At 64.3% G+C, this 22,479-nt stretch carries 24 protein-coding genes and 2 pseudogenes; 19 read left to right on the forward strand and 7 right to left on the reverse strand.

Annotated elements, in window-relative coordinates; translation table 11 throughout:
• Positions 1-15 precede the first annotated feature (15 nt).
• The 12 genes and pseudogenes from msrA to NOF55_RS00980 all read left to right on the forward strand — a co-directional run bounded on the left by msrA (position 16) and on the right by NOF55_RS00980 (position 9,546).
• Positions 16-666, forward strand: a complete 651-nt coding sequence (msrA, locus tag NOF55_RS00930; protein WP_306409442.1) for a peptide-methionine (S)-S-oxide reductase MsrA — start codon at positions 16-18, stop codon at positions 664-666.
• A 177-nt stretch (positions 667-843) separates the two neighbouring features.
• Complete coding sequence (locus NOF55_RS00935; protein WP_306409443.1) at positions 844-1,839, forward strand: BMP family lipoprotein; 996 nt, start codon at positions 844-846, stop codon at positions 1,837-1,839.
• Between the two features lie 74 nt (positions 1,840-1,913).
• The gene (locus tag NOF55_RS00940; RefSeq protein WP_306409444.1) at positions 1,914-3,425 is read left to right on the forward strand and encodes an ABC transporter ATP-binding protein; all 1,512 of its coding nucleotides are present in this window, start codon (positions 1,914-1,916) and stop codon (positions 3,423-3,425) included.
• Between the two features lie 7 nt (positions 3,426-3,432).
• Positions 3,433-4,536 carry an ABC transporter permease gene (locus NOF55_RS00945; protein ID WP_306409445.1) on the forward strand — a complete coding sequence of 368 codons (1,104 nt, stop codon included), beginning with the start codon at positions 3,433-3,435 and terminating at the stop codon, positions 4,534-4,536.
• A gap of 10 nt (positions 4,537-4,546) precedes the next feature.
• A complete protein-coding gene (locus tag NOF55_RS00950) occupies positions 4,547-5,518 on the forward strand; it encodes an ABC transporter permease (protein WP_306409446.1) in 972 nt (323 codons plus the stop codon).
• 1 nt (position 5,519) lies between these two features.
• Positions 5,520-5,912, forward strand: a complete 393-nt coding sequence (locus tag NOF55_RS00955) for a cytidine deaminase (RefSeq protein WP_306409447.1) — start codon at positions 5,520-5,522, stop codon at positions 5,910-5,912.
• 41 nt (positions 5,913-5,953) lie between these two features.
• A complete protein-coding gene (locus NOF55_RS00960; protein WP_306410161.1) occupies positions 5,954-6,715 on the forward strand; it encodes a purine-nucleoside phosphorylase in 762 nt (253 codons plus the stop codon).
• A complete protein-coding gene (gene deoC / locus NOF55_RS00965) occupies positions 6,712-7,482 on the forward strand; it encodes a deoxyribose-phosphate aldolase (protein WP_306409448.1) in 771 nt (256 codons plus the stop codon). The genes NOF55_RS00960 and deoC overlap by 4 nt, the downstream gene beginning before the upstream one ends.
• A 7-nt stretch (positions 7,483-7,489) precedes the next feature.
• Complete coding sequence (deoA, locus tag NOF55_RS00970) at positions 7,490-8,797, forward strand: thymidine phosphorylase (protein WP_306409449.1); 1,308 nt, start codon at positions 7,490-7,492, stop codon at positions 8,795-8,797.
• A gap of 139 nt (positions 8,798-8,936) precedes the next feature.
• Positions 8,937-9,053 (forward strand): annotated as a pseudogene (locus NOF55_RS00975) (IS5/IS1182 family transposase); the annotation flags it as partial.
• Positions 9,030-9,220: pseudogene (locus NOF55_RS23435) on the forward strand (IS5/IS1182 family transposase); the annotation flags it as partial. The pseudogenes NOF55_RS00975 and NOF55_RS23435, both read left to right, overlap by 24 nt.
• Before the next feature lie 11 nt (positions 9,221-9,231).
• On the forward strand, positions 9,232-9,546 hold the full coding sequence (locus tag NOF55_RS00980; RefSeq protein WP_306409450.1) for a DUF6678 family protein: 315 nt from the start codon (positions 9,232-9,234) through the stop codon (positions 9,544-9,546).
• A gap of 122 nt (positions 9,547-9,668) precedes the next feature.
• Here the strand turns inward: NOF55_RS00980 and NOF55_RS00985 are convergent, their stop codons facing one another.
• The 7 genes from NOF55_RS00985 to NOF55_RS01015 form a co-directional block, all read right to left on the reverse strand.
• On the reverse strand, positions 9,669-10,196 hold the full coding sequence (locus NOF55_RS00985; protein ID WP_306409451.1) for a TIGR02281 family clan AA aspartic protease: 528 nt from the start codon (positions 10,194-10,196) through the stop codon (positions 9,669-9,671).
• A 114-nt stretch (positions 10,197-10,310) separates the two neighbouring features.
• Positions 10,311-10,940: a uracil phosphoribosyltransferase gene (upp, locus tag NOF55_RS00990; RefSeq protein WP_306409452.1), complete on the reverse strand. Its 630-nt coding sequence runs from the start codon at positions 10,938-10,940 to the stop codon at positions 10,311-10,313.
• Between the two features lie 39 nt (positions 10,941-10,979).
• Positions 10,980-11,999: an adenosine deaminase gene (locus tag NOF55_RS00995; protein WP_306410162.1), complete on the reverse strand. Its 1,020-nt coding sequence runs from the start codon at positions 11,997-11,999 to the stop codon at positions 10,980-10,982.
• 23 nt (positions 12,000-12,022) lie between these two features.
• Complete coding sequence (locus tag NOF55_RS01000) at positions 12,023-13,243, reverse strand: phosphopentomutase (protein WP_306409453.1); 1,221 nt, start codon at positions 13,241-13,243, stop codon at positions 12,023-12,025.
• 101 nt (positions 13,244-13,344) lie between these two features.
• Positions 13,345-13,863, reverse strand: a complete 519-nt coding sequence (locus NOF55_RS01005) for a TadE/TadG family type IV pilus assembly protein (protein WP_306409454.1) — start codon at positions 13,861-13,863, stop codon at positions 13,345-13,347.
• 82 nt (positions 13,864-13,945) lie between these two features.
• Positions 13,946-14,578 (reverse strand): TadE/TadG family type IV pilus assembly protein, encoded by a 633-nt coding sequence (locus NOF55_RS01010; RefSeq protein ID WP_306409455.1) that lies wholly within the window; start codon positions 14,576-14,578, stop codon positions 13,946-13,948.
• An 80-nt stretch (positions 14,579-14,658) separates the two neighbouring features.
• The gene (locus tag NOF55_RS01015) at positions 14,659-15,039 is read right to left on the reverse strand and encodes a pilus assembly protein N-terminal domain-containing protein (RefSeq protein ID WP_306410163.1); all 381 of its coding nucleotides are present in this window, start codon (positions 15,037-15,039) and stop codon (positions 14,659-14,661) included.
• Between the two features lie 365 nt (positions 15,040-15,404).
• Between NOF55_RS01015 and NOF55_RS01020 the strand changes: the two genes are divergently transcribed.
• The 7 genes from NOF55_RS01020 to NOF55_RS01050 all read left to right on the forward strand — a co-directional run bounded on the left by NOF55_RS01020 (position 15,405) and on the right by NOF55_RS01050 (position 22,451).
• Entirely contained in the window at positions 15,405-15,614 is a 210-nt protein-coding gene (locus tag NOF55_RS01020) for a Flp family type IVb pilin (RefSeq protein WP_306409456.1), read from the forward strand.
• Positions 15,615-15,769: 155 nt separating this feature from the next.
• Complete coding sequence (locus tag NOF55_RS01025; protein ID WP_306409457.1) at positions 15,770-16,282, forward strand: A24 family peptidase; 513 nt, start codon at positions 15,770-15,772, stop codon at positions 16,280-16,282.
• Between the two features lie 188 nt (positions 16,283-16,470).
• A complete protein-coding gene (cpaB, locus tag NOF55_RS01030) occupies positions 16,471-17,343 on the forward strand; it encodes a Flp pilus assembly protein CpaB (protein ID WP_306409458.1) in 873 nt (290 codons plus the stop codon).
• Positions 17,340-18,827 (forward strand): type II and III secretion system protein family protein, encoded by a 1,488-nt coding sequence (locus NOF55_RS01035; RefSeq protein ID WP_306409459.1) that lies wholly within the window; start codon positions 17,340-17,342, stop codon positions 18,825-18,827. The genes cpaB and NOF55_RS01035 overlap by 4 nt, the downstream gene beginning before the upstream one ends.
• A gap of 59 nt (positions 18,828-18,886) precedes the next feature.
• Positions 18,887-19,561, forward strand: a complete 675-nt coding sequence (locus NOF55_RS01040; RefSeq protein WP_306409460.1) for a CpaD family pilus assembly protein — start codon at positions 18,887-18,889, stop codon at positions 19,559-19,561.
• 31 nt (positions 19,562-19,592) lie between these two features.
• Positions 19,593-20,888, forward strand: a complete 1,296-nt coding sequence (locus tag NOF55_RS01045; RefSeq protein WP_306409461.1) for a CtpF protein — start codon at positions 19,593-19,595, stop codon at positions 20,886-20,888.
• A gap of 57 nt (positions 20,889-20,945) precedes the next feature.
• On the forward strand, positions 20,946-22,451 hold the full coding sequence (locus NOF55_RS01050) for a TadA family conjugal transfer-associated ATPase (protein WP_306409462.1): 1,506 nt from the start codon (positions 20,946-20,948) through the stop codon (positions 22,449-22,451).
• Positions 22,452-22,479: the final 28 nt, after the last annotated feature.

The raw sequence follows: 22,479 nt of genomic DNA on the forward strand, positions 1-22,479 counted from the left end.
TCTGGAGGTAAGACCATGTTCGGATTTCATGAGAAGAAGGTGGTGATGCCGACGCCGGACGCGGCGCTGCCCGGGCGTCCGGAGCCCATCCCCACGGCGACGCGTCACTTCGTGAACGGCAATCCGCTCAAAGGCCCCTATCCGGACGGCTTCGAGACCGCCGTTTTCGGCATGGGCTGCTTCTGGGGCGCCGAGCGCCTGTTCTGGAACCTGCCGGGCGTCTGGGTGACGGCCGTCGGCTATTCGGGCGGCCTCACCCCGAACCCGACCTATCGCGAGACGACGACCGGCCTGACCGGCCATGCCGAAGTCGTGCTCGTGGTGTTCGATCCCGCCGTGATCTCCTACGAGCGCCTGCTGGCGACCTTTTTCGAGGAGCACGATCCGACGCAGGGCATGCGCCAGGGCAACGATATCGGCACGACCTATCGCTCGGCGATCTACACGACCTCGCCGGAACAGCAGCGCCAGGCCGTCGCGGCGCGGGATGCCTTTGCCGAGGCGCTGAAGAAGGCGGGCCACAGGGCGGAGATCACGACCGAGATCGCCCCGCTTGGCCTCTTCTATTTCGCTGAAGCCGACCATCAGCAATATCTCGCGAAAGTGCCGGACGGCTATTGCGGATTGCGGGGCACCGGCGTTTCCTGCCCGGCGCCGGCTGCCTGAAAAATCCTGTTTTTTCCGCTGGGGCAAAAGTTTACCGTTTGAAAAAATCGGGTGAATTTTTGTTCGGCCCGTGCAAGACTGGTCGGAGCCGTGCCTGAAAAAGGCCGGTACCGCGGCCGTGCCGTCCAGACGGCTGCGGGGGGAACCGAAGTTCAACAGCGATGACAGGGCTGAACAATGAAAAAAAGCTTTTTGACCATGCTGGCGCTTGCCGCGATGTCCACAACCGCGCTGGCCGCCGACATCAGGCCCGCACTGGTCTACGGCACCGGTGGCAAATTCGACAAGTCCTTCAATGAGGCGGCCTTCGCCGGCGCCGAGAAGTTCAAGGCCGAAACCGGCATCGATTTTCGCGATTTCGAGCCGACCGGCGACACGCAGGGCGAGCAGGCCATCCGCAATTTCGCCAGCCGCGGCTTCAATCCGGTCGTCGCCGTCTCCTTCGCCTGGACCTCGGCCATCGAGAAGGTCGCCGCCGAGTTCCCCGACACCCAGTTCGTCATCGTCGATTCGGTCGTGGACCAGCCGAATGTGCGTTCGGTCGTCTATGCCGAGCATGAAGGCTCCTATCTCGTCGGCGTTCTCGCCGGCATGGCATCGAAGACCGGCAAGGTCGGTTTCGTCGGCGGCATGGACATTCCGCTGATCCGCAAGTTCGCCTGTGGCTACGAGCAGGGCGCGCGTGCCGCCAATGCCGATATCCAGGTCTTCCAGAACATGACGGGCACGACGGGCGCTGCCTGGAACGACCCGGTTCGCGGTGGCGAACTGACCAAGAGCCAGATCGACCAGGGCGCGGACGTGATCTACGCGGCGGCCGGCGCGACCGGTCTCGGCGTTCTCCAGACCGCCGCCGACAACGGGAAGCTGTCGATCGGCGTCGATTCCAACCAGAACCACCTGCATCCGGGCTCGGTGCTGACCTCGATGGTCAAACGCGTCGATCTGGCCGTCTACAACGCCTATCTGGACGCCCGGGACGACAAGTTCACGGGCGGCACGGTGGCGATGGGCGTCAAGGACGACGGCGTCGCCTATTCGGTCGATGACGACAACAGGGCGCTGATCACCGACGAGATGACGGCCGCCGTCGAAAAGGCCAAGGCGGATATCATCTCGGGCGCCATCCAGGTGCATGATTACATGACGGATAATTCCTGCCCGAAACCCTGACGGAATGGCATTGATGCAGCGCGCGGGCGGAACATGCTTTCCGTCCGCGTCCGTTCGTTTCGGGAGTTTGCGGTTTGAGTGACGTCGCAGCGATTGAACTTTTCGGGATCGATAAGCGGTTCGGTTCCGTCCACGCCAACAGGAACATCGACCTGAAGGTCGCCAAGGGCTCGATTCACGGCATCATCGGTGAAAACGGTGCCGGAAAGTCGACGCTCATGTCGATTCTCTACGGCTTTTATCAGGCCGATGGCGGCGAGATCCGCGTCGATGGCCGGCCGGCTCACATCCGTGACAGCCAGGCGGCGATCGCGGCGGGAATCGGCATGGTCCACCAGCACTTCATGCTGGTCGAGAATTTCACCGTCCTTGAAAACATCATGCTCGGCGCCGAAGGCGGCGCGTTTCTGAAGAGCGGCACCGACAAGGTGCGCGGCGAACTGAAGCGGCTGGAAGAGGAGTACGGGCTGGATGTCGATCCCGACGCGGTGATTGATGAGCTTCCGGTCGGCCTCCAGCAGCGCGTCGAGATCCTGAAGGCGCTTTATCGCGGCGCCGAGATCCTGATCCTCGACGAGCCGACCGGGGTTCTGACGCCGGCCGAGGCGGATCACCTGTTCAGGATTCTCGTGCAGCTTCGCGAGCAGGGCAAGACGGTGATCTTCATCACCCACAAGCTGCGCGAGATCATGGCGGTCACGGATACCGTGTCCGTCATGCGCCGCGGTGAGATGGTGGCGACGGTGAAGACCGCCGAGACCTCGGTCGAGGAACTGGCCGAACTCATGGTCGGCCGCCGCGTGCTCCTGCGCGTGCGCAAGGGCGAGGCCGCCCCCGGCGCGGTGCTGCTTTCGGTTCGCAACCTCACGGTCAAGGACAATCGTGGCGTCGTCATGGTCGATAACGTGTCCTTCGACGTGCGTGCCGGAGAGATCGCCGGCATCGCCGGCGTGGCGGGCAACGGCCAGTCGGAGCTGCTGGAGGCGATCGCCGGCATCCGCAAGCCCGTTTCGGGCGAGATCGTCGTGGACGGCAAGCCGCTGGCGGCCGCCGATCCCGCCTATATGAGGGAAATCGGCCTCGCCCATATTCCGGAAGACCGCCACCATATGGGGCTCGTCCTTCCCTTCGAGGAATACGAGAACGCCATGCTCGGCTATCACCGTGACCCGGCCTTCGGCCGAGGCCCTTTCCTCGATCTGGAGGCCATCCGCGCGGATGCGCGCGAAAAGATCGAGAAATACGATATCCGTCCGCCGGATTGTCGGCTGAAGACCGCCAATTTCTCCGGCGGCAACCAGCAGAAGATCGTCTGCGCCCGCGAAATCGAGCGCGACCCGAAAATCCTGATCATCGGCCAGCCGACGCGGGGCGTCGATATCGGCGCCATCGAGTTCATCCACAAGCGCATCATCGACATGCGCGATGCCGGGAAGGCCGTGCTGCTGGTCTCGGTGGAGCTGGATGAAATCCGCGCGCTGGCGGATCGCGTCCTGGTCATGTTCGCCGGTCATGTCGTCGGCGAAACCGTGCCCGACGCCGATGAAAAGACGCTCGGCCTGATGATGGCCGGCATCGCCGCATGAGGTCCGAATGAGTACCGCTTCCGTCAAGCTGCCCAACTGGATCAATTACGGCCTGATGCCGTTCCTGAACCTCAGCGTGGCCTTCTTCATTTCCGGCCTCGTGGTCTGGTCGATCGGCGAGAATCCGTTCGAGGCCGTTTCGCTGATGCTCGAAGGGGCGCTCGGCAGCGGCGAGGGCATCGGCTTCACGCTCTATTATGCCACGAGCTTCATCTTCACCGGCCTGTCCGTCGCCGTCGCCTTCCATGCCGGTCTCTTCAACATCGGCTCGGAAGGGCAGGCCTATGTCGGCGGGCTCGGCGCGGCGCTCGTTGCGCTGGCGCTCGATCATTACGTGCCGTGGTACGTGACCATGCCCTTCGCCGTCATCGGCGCCGCCCTGTTCGGCGCCGGCTGGGCCCTCATCCCGGCGTGGATGCAGGCGACGCGCGGTAGCCATATCGTCATCACCACCATCATGTTCAACTTCATCGGCGCGGCGCTGATGGTCTATCTTCTAGTCAACGTGCTGATCGTGCCCGGCAAGATGGCGCCGGAAACCCGTACCTTTCTCGAGGGCGGGCAATTGCCCAAGCTCGACTGGCTGATGGCGCTTTTCGGCATGAGGCTCGGTCCGGCGCCCTTCAACGTGTCGTTCCTGATCGCCCTGGTCATGGCATTTCTGGTCTGGGTGCTGATCTGGCGCACGAAGCTGGGCTTCGAGATGCGCACGCTGGGCATCAGCCCCTCGGCCGCGGTCTATGCCGGCGTTCCCTATGTGCGCACGGTCATCGTCGCCATGCTGATTTCCGGCGGCCTGGCCGGCATGATGGCCCTGAACCCGGTGATGGGCGCTTCGGCCCGCCTCCAGGTGGAATTCGTCGGCGGCGCCGGCTTCGTCGGCATCGCGGTGTCGCTGATGGGCCGGAGCCACCCGGTCGGCATCGTGCTGGCCGCCATTCTCTTCGGCATGCTCTATCAGGGCGGCAACTGGGTGTCCTTCGAGATGCCGAACATCACGCGCGACATGATCGTGGTCATCCAGGGCCTCGTCATCCTGTTCGCAGGGGCGCTCGAATACATGTTCCGGCCGGCCATCGCGAAGGCCTATGGCCGGCTGGCGAAGGGGTGAGGAGGCAGACATGGACGGTTTCGATATCTTCGTCAGCATTCTCGGCTCCACCATCCGCCTGTCGATCCCGCTGATCTTCACGGCGCTGGCCGGCCTGTTTTCCGAGCGCGCCGGAGTGTTCGACATCGGGCTGGAAGGCAAGATGCTGGCGGCGGCCTTCGCCGCGGCCTGCTTCGCGCATGTCACCGGCTCGGCGCTGACCGGGCTCGGGGCGGGCATCGTCGTCTCGATCCTGCTGTCGCTGGTCCACGGCTTTGCCTCGATCACCAGCCGCGGCAACCAGATCGTTTCCGGCGTGGCGCTGAATTTCGTGGCGGCGGGGCTCACCATCGTGCTCGGGCAGGCCTGGTTCGGGCAGGGCGGGCGTACGCCGACCCTGCCGCTGACGGCGCGTTTCCAGCCGATCGCCCTTCCGGGCGTCGATCTGGTGCGTGACGTGCCGGTTCTCGGGCCGCTTTATGCCAATGTCGTCTCCGGCCACAATCTCCTGACCTATCTCGCCTTCCTCGCCGTGCCGCTCAGCGCCTGGGTGCTTTACCGCACCCGCTTCGGCCTGCGCCTGCGCGCGGTCGGCGAAAATCCGGGCGCGGTCGATACCGCCGGCATTTCGGTCTCCTGGCTGCGCTATCGCGCCGTCATCGTCGCGGGCTTCCTCTGCGGCTTCTCCGGCACCTACCTGGCCATTGCCCAGTCGGCGGCATTCATCAGCAACATGTCGGCCGGCAAGGGCTATATCGCGCTCGCGGCGCTGATCTTCGCCAAGTGGAGGCCGGTGCCGGTGCTGTTCGCCTGCCTGCTGTTCGGCTTCCTCGATGCCGTCGCCAATTTCATGCAGGGCAAGGCGGTGCCGGGCATCGGCGAGGTTCCGGTGCAGATCTTCCAGGCGCTGCCCTATGTGCTGACCTGCATCCTGCTTGCCGGTTTCATCGGCGTTGCCCGTCCACCGAAGGCCGGCGGCGTCGCCTATACGAAGGAACGCTGATATGTCCCACGACCTGTTCGAGGCGGCGCGCGGCGCCATGAAATTCGCCCATGCGCCCTATTCGAAATTTCCGGTGGGCGCGGCCATCCGCGCCGACGACGGGCGGATCTACACCGGGGCCAATATCGAGAACCTGTCCTTTCCGCAGGGCTGGTGCGCAGAGCCGACCGCCATCGGCTGCATGATCATGGGCGGCGGAAAAAAGATCGTCGAAATGGCGGTGATCGCCGAAAAACGGGCGCTCTGTTCGCCCTGCGGCGGCTGCCGCCAGAAGATCGCCGAATTCGCGCAAGCCTCGACGCGCATCTATCTGTGCGATGAGGCCGGCGTGGCGAAGGCCCTGACGATGGACGAGCTTCTGCCCTTTTCCTTCGAGGCGGAGATCCTCGGGTGAGACGCGTGATCGACCTTCTCGTGGACCGCCTTGACGGGTTGATGCCGCGCGTCGCCGTCGTGCTCGGCTCCGGCCTCGGATCGCTTGCCGACGAGGTGGAGGTGACGCTGCGTGTGCCCTACGGCGAGATGGAAGGCTTTCCGGTCAGCCGCGTTTCCGGCCATGCGGGCGAGCTGATCGCCGGTCGTATCGGGCGTGAGCCCGTCATCATGCTGTCGGGCCGCGTGCATTTCTACGAGCGCGGGGATGCGCGCGTCATGCGCCGGCCCATCGAGGTCCTGGCAGGCCTGGGCGTCCAGTCGGTCATTCTCACCAATGCCGCCGGCTCGCTCAGGCAGGACATGCCGCCCGGTTCGGTGATGGCGATTACCGATCATATCAACTATTCCGGCATGAACCCGCTGATCGGCGAGGAAAGCGACGGTCGTTTCGTCGGCATGACGACGGCTTATGACGACAGGCTCGCCTATCGCATGCGGGCGTCGGCGGAAAAGCTCGGCATCCCGCTGCACCAGGGCGTTTACATGTGGTTTTCCGGCCCGAGTTTCGAAACGCCGGCGGAAATCCGCATGGCGCGCACGCTCGGCGCGGATGCCGTCGGCATGTCCACGGTGCCGGAAGTCATTCTGTCGCGTTTTTTCGGGCTGCGCGTTGCCGCCGCATCGGTTATTACCAATTTCGGGGCGGGAATGACCGGGGCCGAGCAAAGCCACGATGAAACCCGGGAATGGGCCCCCGCCGGCGGCAAGCGGCTCGCCGCGATCCTGAAGGATATGATTGCCGCTGGAGGATTCGAGGCATGAGCGAGCTCAACCTGCGGGAGGCTGCCGCCGTCGCGCTGACGCTTCTCGACCTGACCAATCTCAGGGACGATTGCACCGAGGCCGATGTCGTGGCGCTGGCGAAGCGCGCCCACACCCCGTTCGGAGACGTGGCGGCGATCTGCATCTGGCCGCGTTTCGTCGCCGCCGCGCGCCGGGAACTGGGCGCGGACAGCCCGATCCGGATCGCCACGGTCGTGAATTTCCCCTCCGGGGATGAACCCGTTGCCGATGTCGTTGCCGAAACGCGCCGGGCGATCGCCGACGGCGCCGACGAGATCGATCTCGTCCTGCCCTACAGGGCGCTGATGGCCGGCGATGCCGCCGCCGGCGAGGTCATGGTCAAGGCCGTGCGCGAGGCCTGCCCCGCCCCCGTCAAGCTCAAGGTCATCATCGAATCGGGTGAGTTGAAGGAAAAGGCGCTCATCCGCCAGGCCTGCGACATCGCGATTGCCGGCGGCGCCGATTTCGTCAAGACCTCGACCGGCAAGGTCGCCGTCAACGCCACGCTGGAGGCCGCCGACACGATGCTGCTGGCGATCCGCGATTCGGGCCGCAATGTCGGCTTCAAGGCGGCGGGGGGCATTGCCACCGTCAACGACGCGGTTTTCTATCTCGATCTTGCCGATACGATCCGCGGGCCGGACTGGGCGATTCCGTCCACCTTCCGCTTCGGCGCCTCCGGCCTGCTCGACAACGTTCTCGCGGTGCTGGCCGGCAGTCATCAACCGGCGGCCAGAGGCTATTGAGGTCGGCATGATCCCGCAGGAAATCATTCGCCGCAAGCGCGACGGGCAGGAACTGACGGGGGGCGAAATCGCGGCCTTCATCGAGGGCCTGACCCGGGAAACCGTGTCGGAAGGACAGATCGCAGCCTTTGCGATGGCGACGTTCTTTCGTGGCATGAGCCGTGACGAGGTGATCGCGCTGACGCTTGCCATGCGCGATTCCGGCGACGTCCTGACGTGGTTGGATGCGGGCAGGCCGGTGGTCGACAAGCATTCGACCGGCGGCGTCGGCGACAATGTCTCGCTGATGCTGGCGCCCGTGGTCGCCGCCTGCGGCCTTGTCGTGCCGATGATTTCGGGCCGGGGCCTCGGCCACACGGGCGGCACGCTGGACAAACTCCAGTCGATTCCGGGATATGACGTCATGCCCGGCGAGGCGGCTCTGCGCCGCGTGGTCGGGGATGTCGGCTGCGCCATCATCGGCCAGACCGGCGATCTCGCCCCCGCCGACAAGCGCCTCTATGCTATCCGCGACGTGACGGCGACGGTCGAATCCGTTCCGCTCATCACCGCGTCCATCCTGTCGAAGAAGTTGGCGGCGGGGCTGGAAAGCCTCGTGCTCGACGTCAAGTGTGGCAACGGCGCCTTCATGGCGAGCCGGGAGGATGCCGAGGCTCTCGCCCGCTCGCTGGTCGACGTGGCGAATGGTGCGGGCGTGAAGACGGCGGCGCTACTCACCGACATGAACGAGCCGCTGGCGGATGCCGCCGGCAATGCCGTGGAAGTCGCCAATGCCGTTGCCTTCCTGCGCGGCGAAAAGGCCGGCACGCGGCTCGACGAGGTGACGTTCGCGCTGGCCGCCGAAATGCTGGTTCAGGCCGGCAAGGCTCCTGATCGTGCCGCTGCCGAGGCGCAGGCGCGCCGAGCTCTGGAAAGCGGTGCGGCGGCGGACATCTTCGCCCGCATGGTCCATGCGCTCGGCGGTCCGGCCGATTTCATCGAAAGGCCGACGGCCTATCTGGCGCAGGCACCGGTGATCAGGCCCGTTCCGGCCGTGGCGAGCGGTTTCCTCGCCGCCTGCGAAACCCGGGATGTCGGCATCGCCGTTCTGGAACTCGGCGGCGGCCGCAAGCGCCCGCAGGACGATATCGACCACCGGGTCGGCTTTTCGGATATTCTGCCGTTGGGCGAGCGCGTCGAGAAGGGCGTGCCCTTCGCCTTCGTGCATGCCGCCGACGAGGCGGCGGCGGAAAGGGCGCTCGTTCGCCTCCAGTCGGCCTACACGATCGCGGCCGACGCGCCGGCGTCGCGTCCCGTGATCCTCACGCGGTTCTAGAGTGCCGTGCGTCCAAATAGACGCAGTAGGTCAAAACCCAATCAACCTTTTAAGAAATTTTGTCTTTCCTGATTCACTACCGGGTGCTGATCGGGAGAAGCTAGATGGCTTTGTTTTGGCTGCCGGATGATGCATGGTGGACGACAGTCTGGTGATTTCAGGTATTATCCACGTTTTGAAGATTGACAGCCGTTGGTGTGATTGTCCTGTCGATTATGGCCCCTCGACGAAGGTCATTTCTGGTCGGCGCAACCGAAAGAGAGCCGTTCGCCATGACCCGCAGCGATACCGGGGGCGGCACGTGATCGAAAACGCCTCTTGTCGTCTCAAGGATTTTCGACACATTGTTAACCGTTGCGACAAATTGGCCACCACTTCCTGTTGGAGGTGTCATTGGCTACCATAATATCATTCTGGCTTTGAGAGGTGACGTCATGCTCAACCCGGTGATGAACAACACAAAATGGGACGAACTCAGGCTGGAGATGCATGCGCTAACGCCGCCCCCGGCATGGAGTACAGTTTCCACGGCTGGCTACGACCACGGGCCTGATCGGGAATGGTTCTACCACTTTAAAGAAGGCGGTTACGATGACATTGTCCACGTCGATATCCAGGTCGAAACGCCTGGCCAGCGTGAACTTGTCAGATCAGTACTCAGAAAAGTGCATGTGCCGGGCGAGGAAATCTCTGAGGGCTTTCGCGTGTTCGGCTATCTTCAGGATGGCCAAGGGGCTGAGTACATTTGAAACCTTCGTACTCGGCTGATTGAGTCTGAGTCCTAATGACGCTCTATCTGTTTGAATTTAAAGAATTTTAAGAAAAGTGAAGCGGTTTTCCGTCAGGAAATGCGTAAAATAAGATAAGCCGGTCAGTCGACCAGTCGCATTTGCCCGCCTTCCACCTTGTAGGCGGAGAGCTGCCTCAGGAAGGTGTTTCCGATCAGCGTCGCCGACAGCGCGTCGTCCTTCAGGACCAGCGCCGCGACGTTGCGGACGCGCACCGGGCCGATCTCGACGCGGTCGAGCGTCACCAGCGCGCCCGTGATGCTGCCGTTGGCGGTGGCGACCGGATAGTCGAACCTGAGCGCCGCGGCGCCGAAGCCCAGCCGCCGGGCGACGCTTTCGGGCAGCGTCACGAAGGATGCGCCGGTGTCGACCAGGGCGTCCACGGATTTGCCGTTCATGCGGAACGTACCGAGGTAATGGCCACGACTGTCGGAGGCGAGCGTCGCCGCACCACGGCTGGCGGCGGACTGCGTTTCGACTTTTTGCGGAACGGTGGCCATCGCCCGGGCCTCGGCCTGTGGCCGCAGCGCGAAGCGCTCCAGGTAGGCCGGCACCTGCGTGGCGGCGGCGGCGATCACGCCGGCGATGAGGATGAGGCTGCGCATCGACATGAAACGGTTCCGAGGGCGATTGCATTCGCAGCGAACGTCGCAGGCCGGCGCTGATATGCCGTTAAACCCGTCCCGGCAATTTTAACGAATGCCGGAACGGGACGATCCACGGGATCATTTCGTGCCGTACATGCGGTCGCCGGCGTCGCCGAGACCGGGCACGATATAGCCCTTCTCGTTGAGATGGCTGTCGATGGAGGCGGTATAGACCGGCACGTCCGGGTGCGCGGCGCGGAAGTTCTCGATGCCTTCCGGCGCGGCCAGCAGGCAGAGGAAGCGCAGGTTCTTCGCGCCCCGCTCCTTCAGCTTGTCGACGGCGGCGATCGAGGAATTGCCGGTCGCGAGCATCGGGTCGACGACGATGACCAGGCGCTCGGCGATGTCTTCCGGGGCCTTGAAGTAATATTCGACCGGCTTGAGCGTTTCGTGGTCGCGATAGACGCCGACATGCGAGACGCGGGCCGAGGGAACGAGGTCGAGCATGCCTTCCAGCAGGCCGTTGCCGGCGCGCAGGATCGAGGCGAAGACCAGTTTCTTGCCTTCGAGAACGGGCGATTCAATCGTCTCGAGCGGCGTTTCGATGGTCTTCATCGTCAGTTCGAGGTCGCGCGTCACCTCGTAGCAGAGCAGCGTCGAAATTTCGCGCAGCAATCGCCGGAAGCTTCCGGTCGAGGTTTCCTTGCAGCGCATGATGGTCAGCTTGTGCTGGACAAGCGGGTGTTTGATAACGGTCACGCCATTCATTGGAAGCTCCCCGGCCACTGGTTCTTTATCTTTTGTTTTTCACGGAAGCCGCGGCGCCGCAAGGGGTTCGTCCGCGCAACGGCGCACCGTCCCCAGAAGGCGTGCCCGTGTTTCCTCGTCGACGAATGCGGCTTCGATGGCGGTGCGCGTCGTGGCGAGAAGCCGTTCGCGGGAGAGGCCGAAGACTGTTTCCGCCCGCTCGTATTCCATCGCCAGCGTCGTGTGGAAGAAGGGCGGATCGTCGGCGTTCAGCGTCACGCGCACGCCGGCCTCGATGAAATCCGTCAGCGGGTGGCTTTCATAGTCGGGGAAGACCTGGAGTGCGATGTTCGAGCCCGGGCAGACCTCCAGCACCGTGCCGAGATCGGCAAGCCGCCTGACGAGATCGGCATCCTCTGCCGCCCGCACGCCGTGGCCGATGCGCGACGGGCGCACCAGATCGAGCGCGTCGGCCACGCTTTGCGGGCCGGTCAGTTCGCCGGCATGGATGGTCAGCCCCAGGTCGGCATCGCGGGCGATGTCGAAGGCGGGGACATAATCGGCGACGCGGTTCATCCGCTCGTCTCCGGCCATGTTGAAGCCGGTGACGAGCGGGTGCCTGTGCAGGTGCCGCGCCGTTTCGCGCGCACGGCGCAGCACGTTTTCCGGGCCGAGATGCCGCTCGCCGATGATCGTCATGCGGGATTCGATGCCGGTCTTTTCCCTTGCCGCGAGCATGCCGGCGGCAAGCCCTTCCAGATAGGCGTCCGCCGGCAGCCCGACCGCCTCGCCATGATCGGGCGAGACGAAAAGCTCGCTGTAGATCGTGCCGAAGGAGGCAAGCTCCAGCAGGTAGGTTTCCGCCAGGCGGGCATAGTCTTCCGGCGTCCGGAAAAGGCCGGCGACGAGATCGTAGGCGGCGATGAAGCTGGTGAAGTCCTCCCACATATAGGCGTTGCCGCGGATGAAGCGGGAGGTGTCGACGCCGTATTTGCGGGCCTGTTCCAGCGCCAGCGCGGGCGTTGCCGCGCCTTCGATGTGGCAATGCAGTTCGGCTTTGGGCAGTTCGGCTTTGGGCAGCTCGGCCTTGGGGACAGTGCCGGTCACAGGAAGCTCTTTCCGTGCGGGCCGGGTTCGAGGCCGAGATGGGCGGCGACGGTCTCGCCGATATCGGCATAGGTGTCGCGCACGCCGATGGAGCGTGAGCGCAGGCCGGGGCCGAAAACCAGCACCGGCACGCGCTCGCGGGTATGGTCGGTGCCGCGCCAGGTCGGATCGCAGCCGTGATCGGCGGTGACAACGACGATATCGCCGTTTTTCAGGCGGCGGTGGATGTCCGGAACGACGTAGTCGAAGGCTTCCAGCGCGGCGGCATAGCCGGGCACGTCGCGGCGGTGGCCGTAGGCCTGGTCGAAATCGACCAGATTGGTGAAGACCAGATCGCCGTCGCCGGCCTCCTCCATGACCTGAAGGGACGCCTCGACGAGCGCCGCATTGCCGTTGGCCTTGATGACGCGGCTGACACCCTGATGGGCATAGATGTCGCCCACCTTGCCGATGGCGTGGACCTGCCCCCCGGCGAACGTCACCCGGGCGAGCAGGGTCGGCTCCGGTGGCGGCACGGCGAAGTCGCGGCGGTTGCCGGTGCGGGTGAATGTGGCGGCGGTTTCGCCGACGAAGGGTCGGGCGATGACGCGGCCGATGTTCAGCGGATCGAGCAGGCGGCGCACCACCTGGCACAGCGCGATCAGCCGCTCGAGGCCGAAATGCTCCTCGTGCGCGGCGATCTGGAAAACGGAATCCGTCGAGGTGTAGCAGATCGGCATGCCGGTGCGGATATGCTCTTCGCCGAACCGGGTGAGCACGTCGGTGCCCGAGGCATGGCAATTGCCGAGAATGCCGGGAACGTCGCCGTCGCGGCAGATATCCTCGATCAGGTCCTGCGGGAAGGCGGTTTCGCCCGGCGGGAAATAGCCCCAGTCGAACGTCACCGGCACGCCGGCGATCTCCCAGTGGCCGGAAGGCGTGTCCTTGCCACGCGAGACCTCGCTCGCGGCGCCGGAAAGGCCGAAGATGCGCTCCGGCACCGGCATGCCGGCGGGAAAGTCGCCGCAGGCGAGCTTCGCCGCATGCAGAAGGCCGAGCGCGCTCAGATTGGGAAGCTGGAGCGGCCCCTGCCGCAGTCCGGCGCGATCGCCGGCGCCGGCCGCGCAGAATTCGGCGATGTGGCCGAGCGTGTTGGAACCGGCATCGCCATAGAGGGCTGCGTCGGGCGCCCCGCCTATGCCGAAGGAATCGAGAACGTAGATGAAGGCACGTGCCATGATCGACCTATTCTGGAGACGCCCCGCGCCGCCCGTCGGACAGGGACGGGCGGCGCGGGTCAACCGTCAGATAGGGTGCCGGAGGCGGATTGGCAAGAAACTCAGCTGGTAGGGCAGTCGCTGCACGCCACCGAACTGTCGACGCGCTGGCGGAAGAAATATTCGCGGCTGATGGTGATGTTCTTGACGCTGGCCGGCACCAGGCTCGGCATGAACATCAGGATCTGGTGCGGTATCGAGACCCGCACATGCACGAGGAAAGAGTCCGGCACGGCGATGTCGGAGGGAAGGTCGTATTCCGTGCCCGTCGTGTGGGCGGCGTGGCCATCCTGCGCCCAGGACCAGTCCACGAGTGCCTTGCGGGTGCTGTCGATCTTGAGGGCGGTGATCTCGATGGCGAGATTTTCGGTCGAATAGGGGGCGAAGATCGCGCTCGCCACATCCCCCATCGTTTCCAGCGTCGCCTTGTCGACCGCGTTGACCTGCGTGGTCAGGTCGGCGATGGCGCTGGCCGCCCGCGCCGTCCGCTTCGTGACGGAAAGGCCGACCGTCACCTCGAAGGCGGTGAGATAGAGCATCAGCAGAAGCGGCGCGATCATCGCGAATTCGACCGCGCCCATACCCGAGCGGTCCTTGCGGAGCCTCGAACAAAGGCGCTTGAATCTCGAAACGTCCGGCCGGCGGCCTGTCATGCGCATGGTCCTATTGCGGGAAGGCTTCGTTCTTGTAGGCGGCGGTCGCCATGATGAGGAAATAGGAATTCGACCCGTCGGTGCCGAGCTTGATATTGCTGATATAGGGGCGGACGAGATCGGTGATCACCTGCCACTTGTAATAGGCGCGGAGCATGTTGATCGTGCTCGGCCCGCCCGGATTGTACTGGAAGGTGCTGGTGTCCAGGTCGGAGCCCTCTCCCTCCTCCTCTTCCTCCAGCAGGGTGAAGTTCTTCGGTATGCTGGCGAAATCGGGAAAGCTGCGGATGTCGAGGTAGAGTTTGGACGGGACGTTGATCTCGGATTCGCTACAGGAAATGAGGATCGATACCTCCGCGCAGAACGCCCGCCGGAATTCCGGCTCCGTGCTGCTCGCGGCGGTGATCTGGCCGGTGCGCAGCTTGCGCGCCATCGTATCCACCGCGTTCGAGACGAGCTGCTCGCCGGTGAAGGCGATGAAGGTTTCGAAGATGGCGAAGACGATGACGAAGTAGGGAATGGCGAGAAGGGCGAACTCGATGGCCGCGGCGCCGTCGCGCGATCTTGCCAGGCGGGGCAGGAGACGCCGCAGGCGTCCTCGGCGGGAGACGTGCCGTTTCTTCTTGTTCTGTGCGTCGCTCATGCCGGTATCCGCATCCAGTCAGGACTACGAGAGTAGGGCGAGAGGGGTTTATTTTCCGTTTCCGTCCATTCCACCGGGTTTTATGGACCAGTGGCGCCCGCCTGCTGCACATGCTTCTCGCAGTTCGGGGCGCAGGAGAAGACGTTCCGTTCCGTCTGCTTGTAGACGCGCACCGTGTTTCCCTCGTCGATCGACACCAGAATCCGCTCGTCGACGATCGGATTGCCGTCGATATCCAGGAGAAGCAGGTTGGTGGTGCCGAAATTCTTGCCGGTCAGGACGATCGTGCGGGCATCCGCGACGGTGGCATCCGCAACCGCGGCGTTGCCGATGATGACCTTGGCCACCGGCCGGTCCAGCCGCAGCACGCGCGCATGGTTCATGTAGACGAGCAGCATGTCGCCTTCCGGGGCGGCGTTCGCCGGGCCGGCACTCAGCGGAAGAAAGACGCTTGCAGCCATCGCCAGACAGGAAAGCAGGTTCTTGAGGGTCATGGCCGCGGTCATCCCGAAAATGGACGTGAAAAGCTCCGTGCCGAAAATGAACCGGATGGGTGAACGAAGCGTTAAGCCCGCCTTCGCGGCGGCCGTATATAGAGGCAAACGCGTTGCCGGTCCGGGAAACGGCTCCGGGAAATACCGGGTTCGAATTCGCGTGGGCGCCTTAGCCTTTTGTTTACCAACGCCTCCTTTCGGCCCGCCTTTAGCGCCCTCTTAACCCTGTTCCTTAAATCGCTGGAAATGAGCCTGCGCTAATTTGTGGCCAACCGAACAACGGAAACAGTTGTCGGACGTGCTGAAAAAACGAGTGGAGTTAGGAGAGAGTAATGACCAAGCTTTTCGCAAAGTTCCTGAAAGACGAATCCGGCGCGACCGCCATCGAATACGGCCTGATCGCAGCCCTCATTTCCGTCGCCCTGATCACCGGCGCGACGACGCTCGGCAACACGCTGAACGAAACGTTCGGCGCGATCTCTGACCGGATGGGTGAAGCCCGGGATAACATCCCCGCTGGTGCCGGCGAGGGTGGTGGCTGATCGCTTGCATCGGCTTATGCTGATCGGAGCGCCCTGCGGTTTTCGCGGGGCGTTTTCGTTTCGGCGCGATGCTGCCGCCCGTTCGCCCTTTCTTAAGGGCGCGGGCCTATCCTGACAGCAATGATTGCCGATCTTTCGAAAGGAGCGCGCCGGAAATGACGACCGCAGCGATCTTCGTCGTATTGCCGCTTTGCCTCGCCTTCGCGGCGCTTTCCGATCTGTTCACCATGACGATCCCGAACCGGGTTTCGGCAATCGTCCTGGCGGCGTTCCTCATCGTCGCCCCGTTCAGCGGGCTCGCCTGGAGCGAGATCGGCATGAGCCTCGTCGCTGGCGCGGCGGTCTTTGCCGCCTGCTTCGCCCTGTTCGCGTTCAACGTCATGGGCGGCGGCGACGCCAAGCTTTTGACCGCCGCATCCGTGTGGTACGGCTTCGGCATGCCGCTGGTCGAGTTTCTCGTCTGCGTCGCCTATGTCGGCGGCCTGCTGACCCTGTTGATCCTGATCCTGCGGGCCAAGTCGGCCTCGGTGCTGGCAATGGGGCTGCCCATTCCCTCCTCCCTGCTTCTGGCCAAGAAGGTGCCCTATGGCATCGCGATCGCCATCGGCGGTTTCATGGCCTTTCCGGAAGCGCCGATGGTGGCGATGCGCCTCGCCGGCACGGGCTGAAGGCAGTCCTTGCTGCCACGACAGGTTATGAGCAGCCGGTCCTCTGGGCCGGCTTTTTGCGTCGGGGCGCCATTGGCGTAACCTGTTGTTAACCGAACACTTAAGGAAGTTGTTAACCATAATTACACCATTGCGGCCCATGCTTGTGTGACGAAGCAGCAGCTTGCGCACATTTGCAGGAAACGCCCATGAAGCCCGCTCGCATTATCATTCTCGCCGTCGCGGTCGGCGCAGCCGGTCTTGCCGGCCTCATCGCGATGCGGATGACCGGCACGAAACAGGTCGTCATGCAGCAGGCGGAAACCATCGTCCAGAAGGAGCCGACCGTCAGGGTTCTCGTCTCCGCCGAGAACCTGCCCGTGGGCTCCCGCCTGAACGACAAGGCCGTCCGCTGGGCGGACTGGCCGGAAACGGCGCTTGTCGACGGCTTCATCACCGACCGTGCCATGCCCGACGCTGTCAGGGACGTGACGGGCTCGGTGGTGCGCATGCCGCTCTTCGCGGGTGAGCCGGTCCGCCGCGAGAAGATCGCCGATGCGAAGACCAACATCATGTCGGCCCTGCTGCCGGCCGGAAAGCGGGCGGTTGCCACCGAAATTTCCGTTTCGACCGGTGCCGGCGGCTTCATCCTGCCGAACGACCGCGTCGATATCATCATGGTGCGCCAGGCGGCGGGCCGCGGCTACACGACCGAGGTCGTTCTCGAGAATATCCGGGTCCTCGCCATCGACCAGCAGATTCAGGAGCGCGACGACGGCGTGAAGGCGGTGGTCGGCACGACGGCGACGCTCGAACTCACGCCCGACCAGGCCAAGGTCATGTCGGTCGCCCAGCAGATGGCCGACAGGCTGACGCTTTCGCTGCGGTCCATCGCGGACGCGCAGGAAGAGGACACGCGCTCGGCGGATTATCTCCTGAGCGGCGGCACGAATGCACCGGCCATCCAGCTCATCAAGTCGGGCGAGATCGTGACCAGCACGACGAGCGCCGGCGGTTCGCCCGCCACGCAGGCGGCGGGCGCCTCCGCCGGAGGGGTTCAGGACGGGACGGAAATGCGATGAGCGAGGTCGGGGCAGTGAAAAACAACCGCAAAACATTCTCCGCCGTCCGGGCTGTCCTCGCGCTCGGCATCGGTTTCTCCATGCTGCCTCCGCCGCTCTGGCACGCTCCGCAGGCGCTTGCGGCGGCAAACGGTTCGGCCAGCATCCTGCGTGTGGCCGACAGCGGTCCCGGCACCCGCAAGCGCGTGAAGCTCGGCCTCAACAAGGCGCTGGTCGTCGACCTGCCGGCCGATGCGCACGACATTCTGGTCGCCGATCCGTCGATGGCCGATGCCGTGACGCGCACCGCGCGGCGCATCTATCTGTTCGGCAAGACGGTCGGCCAGACGAACATCTTCATTTTCGGTGCCAACGGCCAGGAGATCGTCAGCCTCGATGTCGAGATCGAACGTGACATTTCCGGGCTCGAGGCCAATCTCCGCCGTTTCGTGCCCGATTCCGATGTCAGGATCGAGATCGTTTCGGACAATATCGTCCTGACCGGTACGGTGCGCACGCCACAGGATTCCGACCAGGTGGTCAAACTGGCCAGGGCCTTCCTCAAGGGTGGCGAGGCGACGACGCGCAATATCTCGCTGACGGGCGGCGACAATGGCGGCGATGCCGCGATCTATGCGGAAGGACGTCAGACCTCGCAGGTGGTCAACCTGTTGACGGTCGAGGGTGAGGACCAGGTGACGCTGAAGGTCACGGTGGCGGAGGTGCGCCGCGAAGTGCTGAAGCAGCTCGGCTTCACCAATAGCGTCCAGCAGGGATCGGGCTCCGGCTTCGACCTTCTGACCCTTTCCAGCAGCGCCGCCGGCCTGTCCGGAACGGTCACGGGCCAGATCGGCAAATATGCGCTGCAATCGACCCTCGATGCGCTCGAACAGGCCAAGGTGCTGAAGACGCTGGCCGAGCCGACGCTGACGGCGATTTCCGGCCAGTCGGCCACCTTCAATTCGGGCGGCGACCGGCTTTACTATGTTCCCGACGGCAACGGCAGCTACACGCTGACGTCATACAGTTACGGCATCTCCCTCGGGTTCACGCCGACCGTCCTCTCCTCGGGCCGCATCAGCCTGCGCATCCAGACGAAGGTTTCCGAACCGATCAGCTCCACGACCGGGGTGGAGTACCGCAAGCGCGACATGGAGACCTCGGTCGAATTGCCGTCCGGCGGATCGCTGGCGCTGGCCGGCCTCATCCAGGACGACCAGAGGCATACGACCAACGGGACCCCTGTCGCCAACAAGTTGCCGATCTTCGGCGCGTTGTTCCGCGACAAGACCGTCGAGCGGTCCGAAACCGAACTCGTGATCATTGCCACGCCCTATCTCGTGCGTCCGGTGGCGCGCAATCAACTCGCCCGGCCTGACGACAACTTCTCGGCTGCCAACGATGCGGGCACGTTCCTGCTCGACCGGGTGAACAAGATCTACGGTCGCAAGGAACAGGTTCAGCCGGGTTCCTATCACGGCAATGTCGGCTTTATCTACAAGTGAGGAACGGCGTCATGAAGATGAGTGAAACCATCAGGCCGTTCGACGGAAGGGACGGGAAAATGTCCGGTGGAATCAAGGTTGGCCCGCTCCGCATCCTCGGCGGTCTGTCGCTGGTTCTCCTGCTTTCGGCCTGCGGGAGCGCCCGCGACGGCACGACCACCGGCTCCATCGACGACTATCGCGAGCGCCATCCGATCGTCGTCACCGAGGCAGAACATTCGATGGACGTCCCGATCGCCGCCGGCGACCACGGTCTGAACATGGCCTCGCGCGAAGTGATTCGCGGGTTCGCCAGGTCGCGTGTGGAGCGCTCGCAGGGCACGGTGCAGGTTCTTTACCCGCAGGGCGCGCCGAATTCTGCCGCGGCGCAGGCGGCCCGCAGCCAGATTGTCGCCGAACTGAAGCGCGGCGGCGTCGATTCGCGCTACATCGTGGAGGGCAGCTACGCGGTTCCCGGCGGCGAATCCGCTCCGATCCGCCTGAGCTATGTCGCGACCACCGCGATGGTCGCCAGCACCTGCGGCGAATGGCCGAAGAACATCGCCCCCGACATGGCGAATCGCCAGTACCACAATTTCGGTTGCGCCTATCAGAACAATCTCGCAGCGCAGATCGCCAATCCCTCCGATCTGATCGGCCCGCGGGCCATGACCCCGGCGGATGCGGAATCCCGCGCAAACGCGCTTGAACGCTACCGCACGACATATACCGAGCTGAAGGACATGAGCAATTGACCGGACGTCGTCAGGGAATGGAACGCACGAGATGAGCGCAGTCGATTACGAAATCCGCAGGCCCGACGACCTTGCCGGTTCGGCGATGGACGAGGGCGCCCATCCCTCCGATCTGGAAACGCTGCGGCCGCTGCCGCGCATCTCCGTGCATGCGTTTTGCGAAAGCCCGGAGGTGCAGCGGGTCATGGAGCGGCTTGCGGCCGACCGACGCATGGCCAAGGTCGGCATGCGGGTGACGGGCGGTTCGGTCTCCGCGGCCGCCAACATGTTCTCGGCCGCGCCGACGCCGAACCTCATCATCATCGAAACCCACGCCGGGCCGGAGGACATCCTGCCGGAGCTCGGGCCGCTGGCGGAGGTCTGCGACCCCAACACCCGCGTCATCGTCATCGGCCTCTACAACGACATCGCGCTCTACCGCGAACTGATCCGCAACGGCGTTTCGGAGTACCTGGTGAGCCCGGTGGGCATGCCCGAACTGCTGACGTCGATCGCGGCGATCTTCGTCGATCCCGATGCGGAACCGCTCGGTCGCTCGATCGCCTTCATCGGCGCGAAGGGCGGCGTCGGTTCCTCGACCATCGCCCACAATTGCGCCTTCGGCATCTCGACGCTGTTTTCCTCGGAGACCATCCTCGCCGATCTCGACCTGCCCTACGGCACGGCGAACATCGATTTCGACCAGGACCCGGCCCAGGGCATCGCGGAGGCCGTGTTCGCGCCCGACCGTCTCGACGAGGTGTTTCTGGACCGCCTGCTGACGAAATGCTCGCAACACCTGTCGCTGCTTGCCGCGCCGTCGCTGCTCGACCGGGCCTACGATTTCGAAAGCGGGGCCTTCCTGCCGGTCATGGAGGTGCTGCAGCGCAGCGCTCCCGTGTCCGTGCTCGACGTGCCGCATCTATGGTCGGACTGGACGCGCTCCATCCTCGCCGATGTCGACGAGGTGGTGATCACGGCCGTTCCCGATCTCGCCAACCTGCGCAACACCAAGAACATGCTGGACGCGCTGAAGAAGCTGCGGCCGAACGACAGGCCGCCGCATCTCGTGCTGAACCAGGTGGGGATGCCGAAGCGCCCGGAAATCGCGCCTGACGATTTCTTCGAGCCGCTGGAGATCGAGCCGCTCGCCGTCATTCCCTTCGACGTGCAGATGTTCGGCAATGCCGCCAACAGCGGCCGCATGATCTTCGAGGTCGATCCGAAATCCTCGATCGCCGAGACCTTCTCGCAGATATCCCATGTCGTGACCGGCCGCGTTGCGGCTAAGAAGCAGAAGAAGGGCGGCCTGGAATCGGTGCTCTCGATATTGCGCAAGCGCAAGTAGTGACGTGAATGCCGGAGCTTTCGCAGTTCCGGACCCGGGTGAAGATGGAAACAGGGCATGTTTGGAAAACGCGGTAACGATGGCTTCGGCAGGAAACCCGCTGCGCCGGTTCAGACGGCGCCGCCGGCTGCGCCCGCGGCTTTGCCGGCATCCGCGCCCGTTTCGGCGGGGCCGGAGATCCTGGCGGAGCCCCGGCTCGATCATGGCCAGCCGCGCCAGCAGATGACGCCGCCGGCCATGCAGGCGCCGGCCGCACCGGCGCGCCGCCGTCCCGCCCGCGACGAGGACTATTACGATACCAAGACGCAGGTCTTTTCCGCGCTCATCGACACGATCGACCTGTCGCAGCTCGCCAAGCTCGACACGGAAAGCGCGCGCGAGGAAATCCGCGACATCGTCAACGACATCATCACCATCAAGAACATCGCCATGCCGATCGCCGAGCAGGAAGACCTGCTCGAGGACATCTGCAACGATGTTCTGGGCTATGGTCCGCTGGAACCGCTGCTGGCCCGCGACGACATCGCCGACATCATGGTCAACGGCTCGGGCCAGACCTTCATCGAAGTGGGCGGCAAGACCGTCGAGTCGGAAATCCGCTTCCGCGACAATACCCAGCTCCTGTCCATCTGCCAGCGCATCGTCAGCCAGGTCGGCCGCCGCGTCGACGAATCGAGCCCCATCTGCGACGCCCGCCTGCCCGACGGCTCGCGCGTCAACGTCATCGCCCCGCCGCTGGCCATCGACGGGCCGGCGCTCACCATCCGCAAGTTCAAGAAGGACAAGCTGACGCTCGACCAGCTCGTCCGCTTCGGCGCGATCACGCCGGAAGGGGCGGTCCTGCTCCAGATCATCGGCCGCACCCGCTGCAACGTCGTCATTTCCGGCGGCACCGGCTCGGGCAAGACGACGCTGCTGAACTGCCTGACGCGCTACATCGAGACGGACGAGCGCGTCATCACCTGCGAGGACACCGCGGAACTGCAATTGCAGCAGCCGCATGTGGTGCGTCTGGAAACCCGCCCGCCGAACATTGAGGGCGAGGGCGAAGTCACCATGCGCGACCTCATCAAGAACTGCCTGCGCATGCGTCCAGAGCGCATCATCGTCGGTGAAGTGCGTGGACCGGAGGTGTTCGATCTCCTTCAGGCGATGAACACCGGCCACGACGGCTCGATGGGCACCATCCATGCCAACACGCCGCGCGAATGCCTGAGCCGTATGGAATCGATGATCGCGATGGGCGGCTACACGCTGCCGGCCAAGACGGTCCGCGAGATCATCTCCGGTTCGGTCGACATCATCATTCAGGCGGCGCGCCTGCGCGACGGTTCGCGCCGCATCACCCATGTGACCGAAGTGGTCGGCATGGAAGGCGATGTGATCGTGACGCAGGATCTGGTCCGCTACGAGATCGAGGGCGAGGACATCAACGGCAGGATCATCGGCCGCCACGTCTCCGCCGGCATCGGCAAGCCGCATTTCTGGGATCGCGCCCGCTATTACAACGAAGAGAAGCGCCTCGCCGAAACGCTCGACGCTATGGAAAAGCAGGTCGGTTGACGCGCATCCGGCGCGCCCCGCACGGTTA

The sequence above is a fragment of the Ectorhizobium quercum genome, from assembly GCF_026552795.1.
GTDB classification, from domain to species: Bacteria; Pseudomonadota; Alphaproteobacteria; order Rhizobiales; family Rhizobiaceae; genus Ectorhizobium; species Ectorhizobium quercum.